This window comes from Aeromicrobium sp. (assembly GCF_037719875.1).
In the GTDB taxonomy this organism is placed as follows: Bacteria; Actinomycetota; Actinomycetes; order Propionibacteriales; family Nocardioidaceae; genus Aeromicrobium.
In genome coordinates this window covers 1-15,399 of sequence record NZ_JBBJMJ010000026.1, presented here as the reverse complement: position 1 = coordinate 15,399, position 15,399 = coordinate 1, and the positions used below count along the sequence as shown (strand labels likewise).

Annotated in this window: 21 protein-coding genes and 2 tRNA genes; 12 read left to right on the top strand and 11 right to left on the bottom strand. The window is 66.6% G+C overall.

What is annotated here, in order from left to right; genetic code table 11:
* The first annotated feature begins 34 nt into the window (after positions 1-34).
* Positions 35-478 carry an SRPBCC domain-containing protein gene (locus WKF39_RS16060; RefSeq protein ID WP_340390257.1) on the top strand — a complete coding sequence of 148 codons (444 nt, stop codon included), beginning with the start codon at positions 35-37 and terminating at the stop codon, positions 476-478.
* A 20-nt stretch (positions 479-498) separates the two neighbouring features.
* Here WKF39_RS16060 and WKF39_RS16055 read toward each other — a convergent pair whose 3' ends face one another.
* A complete protein-coding gene (locus WKF39_RS16055) occupies positions 499-948 on the bottom strand; it encodes an SRPBCC family protein (protein ID WP_340390255.1) in 450 nt (149 codons plus the stop codon).
* A 47-nt stretch (positions 949-995) separates the two neighbouring features.
* Positions 996-1,685 carry a hypothetical protein gene (locus tag WKF39_RS16050; protein ID WP_340390253.1) on the bottom strand — a complete coding sequence of 230 codons (690 nt, stop codon included), beginning with the start codon at positions 1,683-1,685 and terminating at the stop codon, positions 996-998.
* A gap of 83 nt (positions 1,686-1,768) precedes the next feature.
* Here WKF39_RS16050 and purF point away from each other — a divergent pair, with 83 nt between their 5' ends.
* The 3 genes from purF to WKF39_RS16035 all read left to right on the top strand — a co-directional run bounded on the left by purF (position 1,769) and on the right by WKF39_RS16035 (position 4,690).
* Positions 1,769-3,259 carry an amidophosphoribosyltransferase gene (gene purF, locus WKF39_RS16045; protein ID WP_340390251.1) on the top strand — a complete coding sequence of 497 codons (1,491 nt, stop codon included), beginning with the start codon at positions 1,769-1,771 and terminating at the stop codon, positions 3,257-3,259.
* The gene (purM, locus tag WKF39_RS16040) at positions 3,259-4,335 is read left to right on the top strand and encodes a phosphoribosylformylglycinamidine cyclo-ligase (RefSeq protein WP_340390249.1); all 1,077 of its coding nucleotides are present in this window, start codon (positions 3,259-3,261) and stop codon (positions 4,333-4,335) included. Before purF ends, purM begins: the two co-directional genes overlap by 1 nt.
* A 184-nt stretch (positions 4,336-4,519) precedes the next feature.
* A complete protein-coding gene (locus WKF39_RS16035) occupies positions 4,520-4,690 on the top strand; it encodes a DUF3073 domain-containing protein (protein ID WP_332665431.1) in 171 nt (56 codons plus the stop codon).
* A gap of 30 nt (positions 4,691-4,720) precedes the next feature.
* On the opposite strand, the gene WKF39_RS16030 is transcribed toward WKF39_RS16035, so the two are convergent.
* A complete protein-coding gene (locus WKF39_RS16030) occupies positions 4,721-5,806 on the bottom strand; it encodes a Glu/Leu/Phe/Val dehydrogenase dimerization domain-containing protein (protein WP_340390245.1) in 1,086 nt (361 codons plus the stop codon).
* Positions 5,807-5,924: 118 nt separating this feature from the next.
* Here WKF39_RS16030 and WKF39_RS16025 point away from each other — a divergent pair, with 118 nt between their 5' ends.
* Entirely contained in the window at positions 5,925-6,257 is a 333-nt protein-coding gene (locus tag WKF39_RS16025; RefSeq protein ID WP_340390243.1) for a DUF2834 domain-containing protein, read from the top strand.
* A gap of 5 nt (positions 6,258-6,262) precedes the next feature.
* On the opposite strand, the gene WKF39_RS16020 is transcribed toward WKF39_RS16025, so the two are convergent.
* The 3 genes from WKF39_RS16020 to WKF39_RS16010 form a co-directional block, all read right to left on the bottom strand.
* Positions 6,263-6,751 (bottom strand): PGPGW domain-containing protein, encoded by a 489-nt coding sequence (locus tag WKF39_RS16020; RefSeq protein ID WP_340390241.1) that lies wholly within the window; start codon positions 6,749-6,751, stop codon positions 6,263-6,265.
* Positions 6,752-6,832: 81 nt separating this feature from the next.
* The gene (locus WKF39_RS16015; RefSeq protein ID WP_340390239.1) at positions 6,833-7,633 is read right to left on the bottom strand and encodes an SDR family NAD(P)-dependent oxidoreductase; all 801 of its coding nucleotides are present in this window, start codon (positions 7,631-7,633) and stop codon (positions 6,833-6,835) included.
* On the bottom strand, positions 7,630-8,244 hold the full coding sequence (locus WKF39_RS16010) for a TetR/AcrR family transcriptional regulator (protein ID WP_340390237.1): 615 nt from the start codon (positions 8,242-8,244) through the stop codon (positions 7,630-7,632). The genes WKF39_RS16015 and WKF39_RS16010 overlap by 4 nt, the downstream gene beginning before the upstream one ends.
* Positions 8,245-8,323: 79 nt before the next feature.
* On the opposite strand from WKF39_RS16010, the gene WKF39_RS16005 reads away from it, so the two are divergent.
* Entirely contained in the window at positions 8,324-9,250 is a 927-nt protein-coding gene (locus tag WKF39_RS16005) for a sterol desaturase family protein (RefSeq protein WP_340390235.1), read from the top strand.
* Here the strand turns inward: WKF39_RS16005 and WKF39_RS16000 are convergent.
* From WKF39_RS16000 to WKF39_RS15980, 5 genes are all read right to left on the bottom strand, one after another.
* Positions 9,247-10,002, bottom strand: a complete 756-nt coding sequence (locus WKF39_RS16000) for an SDR family oxidoreductase (RefSeq protein ID WP_340390230.1) — start codon at positions 10,000-10,002, stop codon at positions 9,247-9,249. The two genes, WKF39_RS16005 and WKF39_RS16000, sit on opposite strands and share 4 nt — an antisense overlap.
* 55 nt (positions 10,003-10,057) lie before the next feature.
* Positions 10,058-10,468, bottom strand: a complete 411-nt coding sequence (locus tag WKF39_RS15995; RefSeq protein WP_340390228.1) for a YkvA family protein — start codon at positions 10,466-10,468, stop codon at positions 10,058-10,060.
* A gap of 21 nt (positions 10,469-10,489) precedes the next feature.
* Positions 10,490-10,566, bottom strand: a tRNA-Phe gene (locus WKF39_RS15990).
* Positions 10,567-10,680: 114 nt separating this feature from the next.
* A tRNA-Asp gene (locus WKF39_RS15985) sits at positions 10,681-10,757 on the bottom strand.
* 68 nt (positions 10,758-10,825) lie between these two features.
* The gene (locus WKF39_RS15980; protein WP_340390226.1) at positions 10,826-11,020 is read right to left on the bottom strand and encodes a hypothetical protein; all 195 of its coding nucleotides are present in this window, start codon (positions 11,018-11,020) and stop codon (positions 10,826-10,828) included.
* A gap of 158 nt (positions 11,021-11,178) precedes the next feature.
* Between WKF39_RS15980 and WKF39_RS15975 the strand changes: the two genes are divergently transcribed.
* The 6 genes from WKF39_RS15975 (at position 11,179) to WKF39_RS15950 (ending at position 15,295) form a co-directional block, all read left to right on the top strand.
* Positions 11,179-11,691 carry a cysteine dioxygenase family protein gene (locus WKF39_RS15975; RefSeq protein WP_340390224.1) on the top strand — a complete coding sequence of 171 codons (513 nt, stop codon included), beginning with the start codon at positions 11,179-11,181 and terminating at the stop codon, positions 11,689-11,691.
* Positions 11,688-12,116, top strand: a complete 429-nt coding sequence (locus WKF39_RS15970; protein WP_340390222.1) for a rhodanese-like domain-containing protein — start codon at positions 11,688-11,690, stop codon at positions 12,114-12,116. The genes WKF39_RS15975 and WKF39_RS15970 overlap by 4 nt, the downstream gene beginning before the upstream one ends.
* A 104-nt stretch (positions 12,117-12,220) precedes the next feature.
* Positions 12,221-13,030: an ATP-binding cassette domain-containing protein gene (locus WKF39_RS15965; RefSeq protein WP_340390220.1), complete on the top strand. Its 810-nt coding sequence runs from the start codon at positions 12,221-12,223 to the stop codon at positions 13,028-13,030.
* Positions 13,030-13,686, top strand: a complete 657-nt coding sequence (locus tag WKF39_RS15960) for an ABC transporter permease (protein ID WP_340390217.1) — start codon at positions 13,030-13,032, stop codon at positions 13,684-13,686. The genes WKF39_RS15965 and WKF39_RS15960 overlap by 1 nt, the downstream gene beginning before the upstream one ends.
* Positions 13,683-14,360, top strand: a complete 678-nt coding sequence (locus WKF39_RS15955; protein ID WP_340390215.1) for an ABC transporter permease — start codon at positions 13,683-13,685, stop codon at positions 14,358-14,360. Before WKF39_RS15960 ends, WKF39_RS15955 begins: the two co-directional genes overlap by 4 nt.
* Positions 14,361-14,389: 29 nt before the next feature.
* Entirely contained in the window at positions 14,390-15,295 is a 906-nt protein-coding gene (locus tag WKF39_RS15950) for an ABC transporter substrate-binding protein (protein WP_340390213.1), read from the top strand.
* Positions 15,296-15,399: the final 104 nt, after the last annotated feature.

Sequence of the window (15,399 nt, the reverse complement as noted above, 5' to 3'; positions counted from 1 at the left end):
ACCACCAACACTCACCACAACAGGAGGAATCACGATGCTCAACATTGTGCACAGGGTCGGCATGGAGTCGAAGTCAACGGATGACGTCTATGCGGCGCTCACCACGATTGAAGGCCTGGCGGGCTGGTGGGCGACCGACACCACGGGCGAGACCGGGGTCGGTGGAGTCATCGAGTTCCGGTTCGCGCCGGGCGGCTTCGACATGTTGGTGCTCGAGCTGGTGCCCGGCAAGCGTGTGCTGTGGGAGGTCGTCGACGGGCCGCCTGAGTGGATCGGTACGACGGTCCGCTGGGACCTCAAGCAGGTGGACGACTGGGCGATCGTGCTGTTCGCCCATGAGGGCTGGGCCGAGCCGGTCGAGTTCATGCACCACTGCAGCACCAAGTGGGCGACGTTCCTGGTGAGCCTCAAGCAGCTGGTGGAGACCGGTACCGGGGCGCCCGAGCCGTACGACCTCCAGGTCTCCGACTGGCACTGATGGCGCCCGCCGGATCTGCGTCAGCCCTCGAGCGTCTCAGCGATGCGCTCGAGGGTCTTGCGCATGCCGGTCTTCGCTGCCGGTGCCATGGGGCTTCGCTTGAGGAAGAACTTCTGCTTGTCCTTCGAGACGTCCCACGACTCCCGCACGAGGGTTCGGTCGCCGGCGGGCTCGAGCTCGTAGCGCCAGATTCGCCCGCCGACGAGTCCCTTCAGTCCGCTGGTCTGCCACGCGATGCGACGATCCTGCTCGAACTCGACGACCTTGTTGGAGGTCCGATAGCCGACACCCATGTGCATCGCCATGCCGAACGTGGATCCGAGGGTCAGGGGGCGGGACTTCTGGCGGGTCCCTCTCACGGTGCCAGAGCCGTCGATCTCGGCGTGCCGACCGGCATCCGAGATGACCGCGAAGATCTGGTCGGGAGAGGCGTTGATCGTACGTTCGACGGTGATGATGTCTGAGCTCATAGGCTCCATCTGACCGGTGGCCGCCGCCGGACGCAACCCGATATGGCTCACCCGCCGAGGACGAAGGCGACGAAGAAGCCCAAGGCGGTCGTGAGGCCGACCCACCAGCCGCCCTCCTTGTATGCCTCCGGCATGAGCGTGTCGGCGAGCACGGCAATCGTGGCGCCACCCGCGAACGCCTGCACGGTCGCGACGCTCGACGATCCGATCGAGTCGCCGAGCGCATCCGCGCCGACCGTCACCAGCACGAGGATCACCGCGGTGGCCGACCACAGCAGCATGACCCGGCGAGGACTGCCGCCGGGCGTATCCCGCACCGTCGCCGCGCCGCCGATCGCTTCAGGGGTGTTGCCGATCGCGATGGCGACGAGCAGCACGACTCCGCCTGCTTCGGAGAGCGACACACCGAGAGCGGTGTTCTCCGGGATGCCGTCGAGCAGAGTGCCCACCATGAGGCCCCAGCCGATTGATGCCTTGCCGAGCTTGAGGTCGAGGAGATGGCTCGCCACGACGTAGACACCCGCACCTGCCATGAGGGCAACACCGGCATGCCAGGGCGCGACGGTGCGAAACGCCGGCTCGAACAGCTCGGTGGTCGCCGCGGCGATCATCGTCCCGGCGCCGAAAGCCATGAGGGCGGCCAGGACAGGTCGGGGGATCCGCCAGCGCAGCCCGATCCCAGCGCCGACGACGAGTGGCAGCGCGGTCGCGAGCCCATAGAGCAACGCCTTGGTCACGAGCCCACGCTAGTCCCGCGCGAGATGTCCCGGTGCGTAATGCGGCATTGGGCCCGGCAGGGCGGGGCCTCTACACTTGGAGCGTGCCCCGCGGAGATGGACGCCTGACCCACGACCTCGATCCCCAGGACGCCGGACCCCAGGACGCGTGTGGTGTCTTTGGTGTCTGGGCCCCCGGCGAAGAGGTCGCCAAGCTGACCTACTTCGGTCTCTACGCGCTGCAGCACCGCGGCCAGGAGTCGGCCGGCATCGCGGTCGGCAACGGCCGCCAGATCCTGGTCTACAAGGACATGGGCCTGGTCTCCCAGGTTTTCGACGAGGCCACGCTGGAGTCGCTCAAGGGCGAGATCGCGATCGGTCACAACCGCTACTCGACGACCGGCTCCAGCGTCTGGCACAACGCCCAGCCGACGTTCCGACCAACCACGTCGGGTTCCGTGGCCCTCGGTCACAACGGCAACCTGACCAACACCGCCGAGCTGCTGGAGATCCTCCGCGAGCGCGACCTGGAGTCAGGCATGACGTCCAGCAAGGGCGAGACCGCGACCTCCGACACGTCGGTCATGGCAACCCTGCTCGCGTCCTACCCCGATCGATCGGTCGAGGAGGCGGCTCTGGACGTGCTGCCCAAGCTGCGGGGTGCGTTCTCGCTGGTGTTCATGGACGAGGGCACGCTGTATGCCGCTCGAGACGCCCAGGGCATCCGTCCGCTGGTGCTCGGCCGCCTCGAGCGCGGCTGGGTCGTGGCGAGCGAGACCGCAGCACTCGACATCGTCGGCGCCTCCTTCATCCGCGAGATCCAGCCCGGTGAGTTCATCGCGATCGACGAAAAGGGTCTGCGCACCGAACGGTTCGCCAAGGCTGAGCCCAAGGGCTGCATCTTCGAGTACGTCTACCTCGCCCGGCCCGACACAACGATCTCGGACCAGCGGGTGTTCTCGGTGCGTGCTGAGATCGGTCGCCGGCTCGCTCGCGAGTTCCCCGTCGATGCCGATCTGGTGATCCCGGTACCGGAGTCGGGCACGCCCGCCGCGATCGGCTACGCCGAGGAGAGTGGCATCCCGTTCGGCCACGGACTGGTCAAGAACTCCTACGTCGGGCGGACATTCATCCAGCCCTCGCAGACCCTGCGCCAGCTCGGCATCCGGCTCAAGCTCAACCCGCTGCGTGATGTCATCGCGGGCAAGCGGCTCGTGGTCGTCGACGACTCGATCGTGCGAGGCAACACGCAGCGCGCCCTGGTCCGTATGCTCCGGGAGTTCGGCGCCGCCGAGGTGCACGTCCGCATCTCTTCGCCACCGGTCAAGTGGCCATGCTTCTACGGCATCGACTTCGCTTCGCGGGCCGAGCTGATCGCCAATGGCATCTCGGTCGATGAGATCCGCCGCTCGATCGGTGCCGACTCGCTGGCGTACGTCACGCTCGACCAGCTCGTCGAGGCGACCAACGTGCCCAAGGACAACCTCTGCCGCGCCTGCTTCGACGGAATCTATCCGGTGGCGCTGCCCGAGGACGACCTGATCGGCAAGCACCTGCTCGAGGTCCAGGACACTTTGCCGCTGGAGGTCATCTGATGGTGTCGTATGCCAGTGCAGGGGTCTCGATCGAAGAGGGCGACCGCGCCGTCGAGCTCATGAAGGAATGGGTCGACAAGGCCCGCCGCCCCGAGGTCGTCGGCGGCATCGGCGGCTTCGCCGGGTTGTTCGACGCGTCGGCCCTCAAGGCATACGACCGTCCCCTGCTCGCGACCTCCGCCGACGGCGTGGGCACCAAGGTGCAGATCGCGCAGCGCATGGACAGGCACGACACGATCGGCTTCGACCTCGTGGGCATGCTGGTCGACGATCTCGTGGTGTGCGGCGCTGAGCCGCTGTTCATGACCGACTACATCGCCTGCGGCAAGGTCGTGCCCGAGCGCATCGCTGACATCGTCAAGGGGGTTGCGCAGGCGTGCGCCGAGAGTGGCACCGCGCTGCTCGGCGGCGAGACCGCGGAGCACCCCGGTCTGCTGGCGCCCGATGAGTACGACATCGCCGGGTCGACCACGGGCGTCGTCGAGGCCGACAAGCTGCTCGGTGCCGAGCTCGTGCGCCCCGGAGACGTCGTCATTGCGATGGCCTCGAGCGGACTGCACTCCAACGGCTACTCCCTGGTCCGCCACGTGTTCTTCACTCCGTCTGATCAGGGGGGTGCGGGCTGGCAGCTCGACCGCGAGGTGCCGGAGTTCGGCCGGTCGCTCGGCGAGGAGCTGTTGACACCGACCCGCCTTTACACCTTGCCGTGCTTGGCCTTGGCCGACGAGGTAGAGGTGCACGCGATGTCTCACATCACCGGTGGTGGGCTCGGCGCCAACCTCGCACGGGTCGTCCCCGATGCGGTGTCCGTACGTGTCGACCGCTCGACCTGGACCCCGGCCCCCGTGTTCGGGCTCGTCGGATCATTGGGCGGGGTTGCGCGGGCCGACCTTGAGCAGGCGCTCAACATGGGCGTCGGCATGGTGGCCATCGTGGCGCCGGATGCGGCTGATGCGGCCATACGGCTGCTCGCCGAGCGTGGCGTCGACGCCTGGATCGCCGGAGATGTTGCCGGCGCCGGGGTCCACGGCGAGGGTGGATCGGTTACTCTCACCGGTGCCCACCCCCACCCGTGACGGTTTACCACGGTCCCTAGGCAAGGCTCGTCCGCCCGCGGCAAATTTCCCCCGGGCGGACGACGGTTGCCTAGGGACCGTGGTAAACCGTCGACGGTTGGGGGGCGATGCCAGTTTTGTTGTCACCTTTGGGTACTCTGGGTTACACGACATACTGACTACTTTTCTGCGAGGGGGTCGACCCATGGGGCGCGGCCGTGCGAAAGCCAAACAGACCAAAGTTGCGCGCGACTTGAAGTACCGCACACCTGATACGGACTTCAACACCTTGCAGCGTGAGCTCCATGGTGAGTCGGGCGAACCGATTCCCGCTCAGTATCGCGATCTCGAACGAGAAGACCCGGCCGCCTCCTAGGCGACCGGGCCACTGGACTTCCTCGCTCAGCTAGGGCAACCACACCTGACGCAGGCGTCCAACCTCGCGCATGCGCTGCTCTGCCATGCGATCGGCCGCGATCGATGGCGGCACACCGTCCGACTTCGCCCGCTCCAGGACGCCGAGCGTGGTGTCGAAGATCGTCGTCGCCCGCATCTTGGCGCGCTCGAACACGAATCCCTCGAGCTCGTCGGCGACCTGGATGACGCCGCCGGAGTTGACGCAGTAGTCCGGGGCGTACGTGATGCCGCGCTCGTCGAGACGCTTCTCGATGCCTTCGTGGGCGAGCTGGTTGTTGGCCGCACCGCACACGATCGACGCGCTCAGGACCTCGACGACCTCGTCATCGAGCGCCCCGCCGAGGGCACATGGTGCATAGATGTCGAGCGGCTCACGCACCAGCGCCGCGGCGTCGATGACCGATGTGATCGAGGGGTATGCCTGCTGGAGCGCGGCGACCGCCCCGGCGTTGGGGTCGGTGACGACGACACGTGCACCCTCCTCGATGAGATGGCCGACGAGGTGCTTGCCGACCTTCCCGACACCGGCCACGCCGACGCGCTTGCCGGCCAGGGACGTGTCGCCCCAGACGTGCTGCGCCGAGGCGCGCATGCCTTGGTAGACGCCGAACGCGGTGAGGACGGACGAGTCGCCGGCGCCACCGTGCTCAACGGTTCGCCCGGTCACGAAGTTGGACTCGCGGGCGATGATGTCCATGTCGGGGCTGAACGTGCCGACGTCGCAGGCTGTGTAGTAGCGGCCGCCGAGGGTCTGCACGAACCGCCCGTATGCCCGCAGCAGCGCCTCGGTCTTGATCTTCGCAGGATCGCCGATGATGACGGCTTTGCCGCCGCCGAGGTCGAGCCCGGCGAGCGCGTTCTTGTATGCCATGCCCTGCGAGAGGTTCAGGACGTCGGTCAGAGCGTCCTGCTCGGAGGCATACGGATAGAAGCGGGTCCCGCCGAGGGCCGGGCCGAGGGCGGTGGAGTAGATCGCGATGATGGCCTTGAGGCCGGAGGCCTCGTCGTGGCAGAAGACGACCTGTTCGTGTCGGCTGCCGAAGGCGGACGGCGCGCTGGTGCTGGAGTTGGTCACGGTAGTGCTCTCTGTTGTGGATGGCGGAGGTGCGGTGGTGGGCACTTCCATCGTGGAGACGCGGGGTGGTGCGACTCGTCACAGACTCTACCGCCAGCAAGCCCCTAGGGTGTCGCGCATGACCGACCGTATGTTCCGCGCAGGGCTCGTCGCCCTCGCCGCGATCTTCACCGTACTTTTCGGCGCGATCGTTGTCCCTGCTCTCGTCGACAACGGTTGGGACGTGTGGGGTGGGGCCCTGGCCGGCTTCGACAACCCGTTCGCCGCCGGCTATTCGACAGATGTGCTCGTGACCTGGGCAGTCCTCGCGCTGTGGGTCACGTTCGAGGCGTTGGCCAAGGGCGTGCGGCATGGCTGGATCGCTCTGGTCCTCGGCATCGTGCCGGGAGTCGCCGCCGGCCTGGCGGCATACCTGCTGATCCGCATGCGTCAGGTCGAGCCGGCGAGGTAGGTAGCTCAGTCGTCCTCGCGGGCGGCCCGCTCGGCGGCGGCCTCGGGATCGGGGATCCCGCGAAACCTGCGGAAGCTGTAGACGATGAACCCGAGGGCGATGACCGACGAGAGAATCAACGTCGCCCCGGTGCCCCAGCCGCCGATCAACCACCAGCTGTCACGCAGCGGCCACCAGTCCGGCGCCGGTGGTCGTATGCCCCAGTAGACACCGATCGCCGCGAGGGCGAGCGCGCCGGCACAGCTGGCGATGATCCGGGGCCAGGTCTGCACACCGTCGGCGGCCGACTTGAACGCCATGACCTTGACCGGCTCGAGTCTGCGCTCGGCCCACTCGTACTGCTTGGAGAGCACCGCAAGGCCCGCCACCACCAGCAGCAGACCGGGGCCCGGAAGGAAGATCGCGGCGGCGCCGGCGAGAAGGAGCAGCCAACCGACGACCTCGAGAACGATCCGGCGCACGGGACGGGACTTGCGGGGCGCGTCGGCGGTCATCGTGGGCCTTCTCGGTTGCTCATGGTCCATCGTCTCAACTGGGTCTGCGAACTGCACACCCAGTCGCTCGGTGGCAGGGAGTCAGTCCTTGCTCCGTCTGGCCAACGACTTGTCCATGCGGCGGAACAGCGGCTGGGAGACGCGTGTGACGACACCGGGCAGGGCCGCCATGCCCAGCTCACCCATCGCTCCGGGCAGGCTGGAGACGCGGGTCGGCTTGTCGACGACAGCCTTGACGAGCCAGTTGGCCGCCTTGTCAGCGCTCAGCATCGGCATGGCCTGATAGATCTGTGTCGCCCCCGACATCTCGGTCCGCACCATCGGGAAGTAGACGACGGTGGACGTCATGCCCTGGTGGCCGAGCTCGGCGGTCAATGATCGGGTGAACGACTCGAGCGCCGCCTTGCTCGCGAGGTAGGCCGAGAAGAGCGGGATCGGGACCTGGGTCGACATGCTCGACGAGATCACGACATGTCCATGACCTTGCTGGAGGAAGCGGGGGACCATGGCCAGAGTCAGTCGCAGGGCGCCGAAGTAGTTGATCGCCATCGTGCGCTCGTAGTCGTGCACCCGGTCGACGGAGTCCTTGATGGGCCGGCGGATCGACCGCCCTGCGTTGTTGACGAGCGCATCGATCCGCGGGTGATCCGCGAGCAGCCGGGCGGCGACGGCATCGGCGGCTTGCGCATCGGCCAGGTCCACCGCATAGGCGTGAGCAACCCCGCCGGCTTCCTCTATCTCGGTGCGTACGCTCTCGAGCTCGTCCTCGCGCCTGGCCAGCAGGCACACCGTCGCACCGAGTCGCGCCATCTTGCGCGCGGCCTCGGCGCCGATGCCGCTGGACGCCCCGGTGATGATGATCGTCTGGCCGGACAGCCTCATTCGGACGCGCCCCCGAACAGCGCCGTGAGCAGCCGCATGCAGCGCTGCATCATCTGCTCGGCGCTCTCCTCGGGATGCTCCATCCACCAGTTCATGAGTGAGTCCACGATGCCGAGCCAGACCGCGGTCATGGCTGAGATGTCCAACGGGTCGTTGTTGCCCGCGAGCCCCATGAGCTCGGTGACGCCTTCATCTGCGAGCTTGCCGATCCGATCGGCATACAGGGCGATCGAGTCGGCGATCGGCCCCGTCGAGGGTGCGGTCGGGTCGAAGAACAGCCGCCAGAGGTAGGGCTGAGGCTCCAGGAGGTCGAACATCCCGGCCAGCGTCGCCATGCCGCGCTCGATGCCGACGGCGTCACCGCGGGCGATGCGCTCGATCTCCTCGGCCAGGAGCGCGCCGCCGCGGTCGAGGCAGGCCTCGAAGAGCCCTTCCTTGGACACGAAGTAGTTGTAGATCAGCGGCTTGGAGATCCCGGCCCTGTCGGCGATGGCCGCCACCGACGTTGCGGCGAAGCCGTGCGTGCCGAAATGCTCCGAGGCAATGTCGAGGATCTGCGTCTCCCGGTCCAGGCGGGGGACGCCCTTCGTGCCGGCGTTGGGTCTGACCACGGAATCAGTCTAGCGAACACATATGAGTCCATGGTAACTTACTCAAAGGTCATATTGCCGAGAGCGGGAGGTCACTGCCGTGCAAGAGTTTTTCGATCCGCTGAGGAACCCCACCCTGGTTGCGGCGCCGTTCTTCATCCTCGCGCTGCTCATCGAGCTCGCGGCGTTCGCCTACCTCGAGACCGATGCCGAGATGCGCGGCTATGAGCGCAAGGACGCGCGGACCAGCGTGTGGATGGGTGTCGGCTCGCTCGTCTCCAGTGCGGTCTTCAAGCTCAGCACGCTGGTCGTCTTCGTCGCGGTCAGTGTGCACCTCGCGCCGTGGCACCTGCCGACCGACACCTGGTGGTCGTGGGCGCTGCTGATCGTGGGTCTCGATCTCGCGTTCTACCTGCAGCACCGCTTCGTCCACCGCGTGCGTATTGGCTGGGCGGCGCACCAGGCGCACCACTCCAGCGAATACTTCAACCTCTCGACGGCGTTGCGGCAAAAGTGGAACCCCTGGGCCGAGGCGCTGTTCTGGCTGCCGTTCCCGTTCCTCGGGTTCGAGCCGTGGACCCTCTACGTCGCCTTCTCGATCAACCTGATCTTCCAGTTCTTCGTGCACACCGAGCGGATCGACACGATGTGGCGCCCGATCGAGCTGATCTTCAACACTCCGTCACACCACCGGGTGCACCACGGCAGCAACCCGGAATATCTCGACAAGAACTACGCCGGAATGCTGATCATCTGGGACCGGATGTTCGGCACATTCCAAAAGGAGCTGTTCCGTCCGACGTACGGGCTGACGGTTCCGGTCGACACCTACAACCTGTTGCGGCTGCAGTACGGAGCCTTTGGTGAGCTCTTCAGGGACGTCCACCGAGCCGACAGGTGGCGCGACAAGATCGGCTATGTCTTCATGCCGCCGGGCTGGCACCCGGGAGAGAAGCGTGCCGAGGCCGAGCAGCCGCGCGAGACGTCCCCGCAGAGCGCGCACCACGCGATCCTCGATCGGGGCTAGAGACTGCGTGACATGCCGCCGTCGACCGGGAGCATCACGCCGGTGAGGAATCCCGCGGCCGGGGACAGCACGAATGCCGCCGCGCGACCGAACTCGGACGGCTCCCCGTAGCGGCGTAGTGGGATCGACGTCTCGTTGGCCGCGCGGGCGGCAGCCGGATCGTCGCTCAGCGAGTCGAGCTCGCGGACCCGCTCGGTGTCGATGCGTCCAGGGAGCAGGCCGTTGACTCGGATGCCGCGGGGTCCCAGCTCGTCGGCGAGATTCTTGGCCGCCATCGCCAGGCCGGGCCTCAGCCCATTGGAGATGCCCAGTCCCGGAACCGGTGCCTTGGCCGAGGTGGAGAGCACGAACGCGATTGAACCACCTTCGTCGAGCTCCTCGGCGACAGCGAGCGCGAGTCGGATCGCGCCGAGGAAGACCGTCTCGAACGAGGAGCGCCACTCCTCGTCCGTACGCTCCAGGATCGGGCCTGCCGGCGGGCCGCCGACGCTGATGAGGGCTCCGTCGATCCGGCCGAAGGCGCTCTGAGCGGCCGAGATCAGCCGAGCAGGTGCGCTCGGATCGGCGTTGTCGACCGCGACGCCGACGGCTGTCGGGCCGAGGTCGGCGACGGCACGATCGACCGAATCCTGGTTGCGGGATGAGATCACGACCCGTGCGCCGTCGTCGACCAGCGCCTGGGCGGTGGCCCGCCCAAGTCCTCCAGAGGCGCCGGTGAGGAGGTAGACGCGATCGCTGAGTCCAAGGTCCATACGAGTCAGACTAGGCATTGCCGCGGCTCGTAGCGGCGGTGAGCCGGCCCTTCGTTCAAACGGTCAGTCCGGCGAATCTCTTGAGCGCCGCCAGCCCCTTCTCAGATCCGGGCCAATGTCGCTCCATTGCACCCGGACCGGCTCGCCTTGAGACCGACCGGAGAATCAGGATCACGACGATCGCGTCATCTGCATACCCGAGGACAGGGATGAAATCGGGAACCAGGTCAATCGGCGAGAGCAGATAGACAAGCAGGAGACCGATTCGCCAACGAACGGATCGGGGAAGGCCGGGGTCGCTCCACATCCGCCGGAGCATGAGCAGAACGTCAGGGATGAGACGCAGCATCTCCCGCAGGACCACCGGATCGCCTTGTGCCCGGCTGAGGTGCCAGAGAAGCCCGATCAGGACCACCCAGACTGCCGCCGCCGCGATTGCCATCGACAGCAGGACATCCAGCAGCACGTTCAGGGCTCCTCGTGTCTGTGGTGGCCAGGGCCGGGGTCGAACCGGCGACCCTCCGCTTTTCAGGCGGATGCTCGTACCAACTGAGCTACCTGGCCGTGCTCGTCTGAACGAGCGTCGATCACTTTATCGCACGGCCCCCATCCGGCCGAAATCGGTCTGGGAGCGAAAAATCCCACGCACCTGGACTCAGATGCGTGGGCATTTTCAGCTGGCGACCCCGACCGGACTCGAACCGGCGACCTCCGCCGTGACAGGGCGGCGCGCTAACCAACTGCGCCACGGGGCCTTGCTGTTTTCACGCGACTAACCGCGCACGCAACTGTAACGTACGGCCGCCGCCCCGGACAAAACGGGTCAGGTCCCCGGGCGCTCTCCGGGAGGCTCCTGATCGCGCCGTGGTTCGGCCGTGTCGGGAGCCGGATTGACCGAGTCGTCGAGCCGGTGCGGCCGCTGGGACGCCGCGGTGTCTGGCCCGTGCCGGACCGTCCGGAGCCAGAGCATGCCGACAACGACGACGATCAGGATGACGATGACAACGAGCCACTTCATGGCGTCCTCCCTGGCCTACCGCGCGCCGAGCGGGCCTCGGAGCAGTCCTGAGTCAGCGTAGCCGCGGACCTGCCTAGCGCATCTCGGGAGGCTTCCGTGGCGGTGTCCACGAGATGAGCATGGCTCTGAGCACTCCGCGGCAGCGTTTGTATGGAGTCATGACTGCCCGTCCCACGACTGATCCTTTCCTCTCGTTGGCCGAGCTCGCCACCCTCGCGAGCACGGTCGCCGAAGACGTACGCGCCGGCCACCACGAGGTCCACGCAGACGCAGAGAGCCGGTGGCATGTGCGGATCCGATGCGATGACCAGGTGGATGTCTGGCTGATCAGCTGGACGAGCGATCAGGGCACGCAGCTGCACGACCACGGCGGTTCGTCTGGCGCGTTCACGGTTGTCAGCGGTGAGTTGAGCGAAGCCGTGTGGACCCCCGGAGCCGAGGTGCTGCAGGAGAACCCGAGACGTGAGGGCGACGCGGTCCTTTTCGGTGAGCACTATGTGCACGATGTTCGAAATCTTCGGGACGAGGTCGCGGTGAGCGTGCACGCCTACTCCCCGCCGCTGTCGCTGATGAACTACTACGACGTCGACGGCCACCAGCTGACCAGACTTGCGTCGGTGTGGACCGACGACCCCGAAGCGCCGGCGCCCTCCCTGCGGGTCGCGTCATGACGATCTTGTATGCCACGGTGGACGACCTGCTGGAGTCGGCACGAGGGTCGCTGGAGCGGATCGACCCCCTCGAGGCGCGTTCGCGGGTCGTCGCGGGTGCGCTCATCGTGGACATCCGACCCACATGGCAAAGGGAGCTCGACGGCGAGATCCCCGGTTCTGTCATAGTCGAGCGCAATCATCTTGAGTGGCGTCTGCACCCGGCCTCGGGTGCGAGCCTGCCCCTGGCAGCGCAAGGACAGGAGTGGATCGTGGTCTGCACCGAGGGCTATACCTCCTCGCTCGCGGCGTCGTCCCTGGTGTCGCTCGGTCTTCGGGCCTGCGACATCGTCGGCGGGATCCACGCCTGGCGTGCGGCCGGACTGCCGGTCTTCGCCGGTCCGAGCCCGGTTGAAAGTGTGGTCGGTGCCATGGATCAGTCGTGAGACGAAACGCCGTTCCGATTGCCGCCTGAGTGGGTTAGGGCGAGACTGTCCCCAGCCCGCTGCCCCTGTTCAATGCCTACCTATCGCGAAAAGCGGAGGACCGCATGATCGAATATCGCTCCATCGGCAAGACCTTCGCAGACGGGACGGAGGCAGTCGGCGACTTCAGCCTTGAGCTCCCCTCCCGCACGACCACGGTCTTCGTCGGGTCGTCCGGATGTGGCAAGACGACGCTGCTCCGCATGGTCAACCGCATGGTCGAGCCCACCAAGGGGCAGGTCCTGATCGACGGTGTCGACATCGCGACTCGCAACAAGGTCGACCTCCGCCGCAGCATCGGCTATGTCATGCAGCACGCTGGCCTCCTCCCGCACCGCAAGGTCATCGACAACGTCGCCACGGTGCTGAGGCTCAACGGTGTGGACAAGAAGGACGCGCGCGAGCGGTCATACGCCGTGCTCAAGACCGTCGGCCTCGACCCGTCGCTGGCGATGAAATATCCCAGCCAGCTCTCGGGTGGTCAGCAGCAGATGGTCGGCGTGGCTCGTGGACTGGTCGCCGACCCCAACATCTTGCTGATGGACGAGCCGTTTGGCGCGGTCGACCCCATCGTGCGTGACGAGCTGCAGCAGGAGCTGCTGCGTCTGCAGCGCGATCTCGACAAGACCATCGTGTTCGTCACGCACGACATCGACGAGGCATTCCTGCTCGGGGATCAGGTCGTGATCCTCAAGAACGGTGGCGAGGTCGCCCAGGTCGGCTCTCCCGAGGAGATCATCGCCGAGCCGGCCAATGATTTCGTCCGCAGCTTCGTGGGTCTCGACAAGGGGCACCGCAAGCTGCACGTCGAAGAGCGTGACGGCGTCAGCATCGTCGTCGACGCGACGGGCAAGGCTACTGGAGTCCTGTCCTGATGAGCTGGTTGTTCGACAACTTCGACTACGTGTGGGACCTGACGGTCCGACACATGTGGCTGAGTGCGATCCCCATCGTGGTCGGCTTCGTGGTCGCTCTGCCCATCGGTTGGTATGCCAACCGGCACCGCCGGGTCCGTGGCGGGCTGCTCGGCGGGGTCAGCATCCTCTACACGATCCCGTCGCTGCCGCTGTTCGTGATTCTGCCCGGCATCCTCGGCACCGGATTCCTCAGCGCGACCAATGTCCTGGTCGGGCTCACGGTCTATGCCGTGGCGATCATGGTGCGGTCGGCGTCGGACGCTTTCGGCTCGGTGTCTCCGGCCGTACTGGATGCGGCCAGCGCGTCGGGCTACTCGTCGCGAGGGCGCGCGCTCGCCGTCGAGCTCCCGCTCGCCGGTCCGGTGCTGCTCGCCGGTCTGCGTGTCGTGGCGGTGAGCACCGTGAGCCTCGTCAGCGTCGGCGCGCTGATCGGCGTCAGCAGCCTCGGCTCGTTGTTCACCGACGGATATCAGCGTGACTTCCGGACCGAGATCGTCATCGGCATCGCCGCCACGGTGCTCGTCGCACTCGTCTTCGACGCCGTTCTGGTGCTGGCCGGCCGGCTGCTGATGCCGTGGGCATCGACTACGCGAGCGACGGCGGGTGGAGCATGAGCATCGTCACTGACACAGTCGACTGGCTGAGCGACTCAACGCACTGGAGCGGCGACGACGGCGTCCCCCATCGACTGGTCGAGCACATCGGCTACACCGCGCTCACGCTCGGCATCGCGGGCGCCATCGCGATCCCGCTCGGGCTGTGGATCGGCCACACCGGCCGTCTGCGTGGCATCGCGGTCGCATTGACCGGTGCCATGCGAGCGCTCCCGACCCTCGGACTGCTGACCTTCATCGTGCTGTTCACCGGCATCGGGCTCACCGCGCCGATCGTTGCTCTGACGGTGCTCTCGATCCCGCCGCTGCTCGCAGGTGCCTACGCCGGTCTCGAGTCGGTCGACCGGCAGACGATCGATGCGGCGCGGGCGATGGGAATGACCGAGTTGCAGATCCTCGTCAAGGTCGAGATCCCGCTTGCGCTACCCCTGATCGTTGGCGGCATCCGCTCGGCTGCCCTCCAGATCCTGGCGACGGCGACCGTCGCGGCATACGTCAGCCTCGGGGGGCTCGGCCGCTACATCATCGACGGTCAAAAGGTCAGCGACTACCCGCAGATGGTCGCCGGCTCCGTGCTCGTCGTGGCCCTGGCCCTCGTCGTCGATGGAATGTTTGCGGGGCTGCAGACCATCGCCCTCGGCGCCCGACCCGCCTCGCAACCCTCACGCGCATGACCCCACACCCACCCAGGAGAAGAAGAGATATGACCATCAGCAAGCTCACCGCGGCACTCGCCGCCACGGCCCTCGGGCTCTCGCTCGCCGCTTGCGGCGGTGACCCCACCGAGGGTGAGAAGGCCTCATCCGACACGATCGCCATCGGTTCTGCGGACTTCCCGGAGAATGCCATCATCGCCGAGATCTACGCCCAGGCGCTCGAGGCGGAGGGCGTCAAGGTCAAGAAGAAGCTCAACATCGGAGCCCGCGAGGCATACATCAAGGCGCTCGAGAACGGTGAGATCGACCTGGTCCCCGAATACTCCGGCAACCTGCTGTCCTACTTCGATCCCAAGACCACGGCGACGTCTGCCGATGAGATCGATGAAGCCCTCGACGACGCGCTGCCGGACGATCTCGAGGTGCTCGAGGCATCTGCTGCAGAGGACAAGGACTCACTCAACGTGACCTCGGAGTTCGCCGCCAAGAACGACCTCAAGACGATCGCCGACCTCAAGAATGTCGACGGGCTCAAGCTGGGCGCCAACCCAGAGTTCAAGACCCGCGCCTACGGCATCCCGGGCCTCGAGAAGGTCTATGGCATCTCGGACATCAAGTTCACGCCGATCGGTGACGGAGGTGGTCCGGCCACCCTCAAGGCACTGCTGGACGGCAAGGTCGACGTCGCCGACATCTTCTCCACCACGCCGTCGATCGTGGAAAACAAGCTCGTGACTCTCGAGGATCCCGAGAGCCTCATCGCCGCGCAGAACGTGCTCCCGCTGATCAACGACAAGAAGTCGTCCGACAAGGTCGAGGACATCCTCAACAAGGTCTCGGCCGAGCTCACGACCGAGGACCTGCTCGACCTCAACGGCAAGAACCAGGGCTCTGACAAGACAGCCCCGGACGTGCTGGCCAAGCAGTGGCTGACCGACAAGGGCCTGGTCTGACCCAAACCCCGGGCTGGGCCTGACGTTTCGTGCCCGACACGCTGCGCCTGTCGGGCACGATGTCAGGCTCAGCGGGGTCTTCAGACCAGGGCGGGGCGTACGAC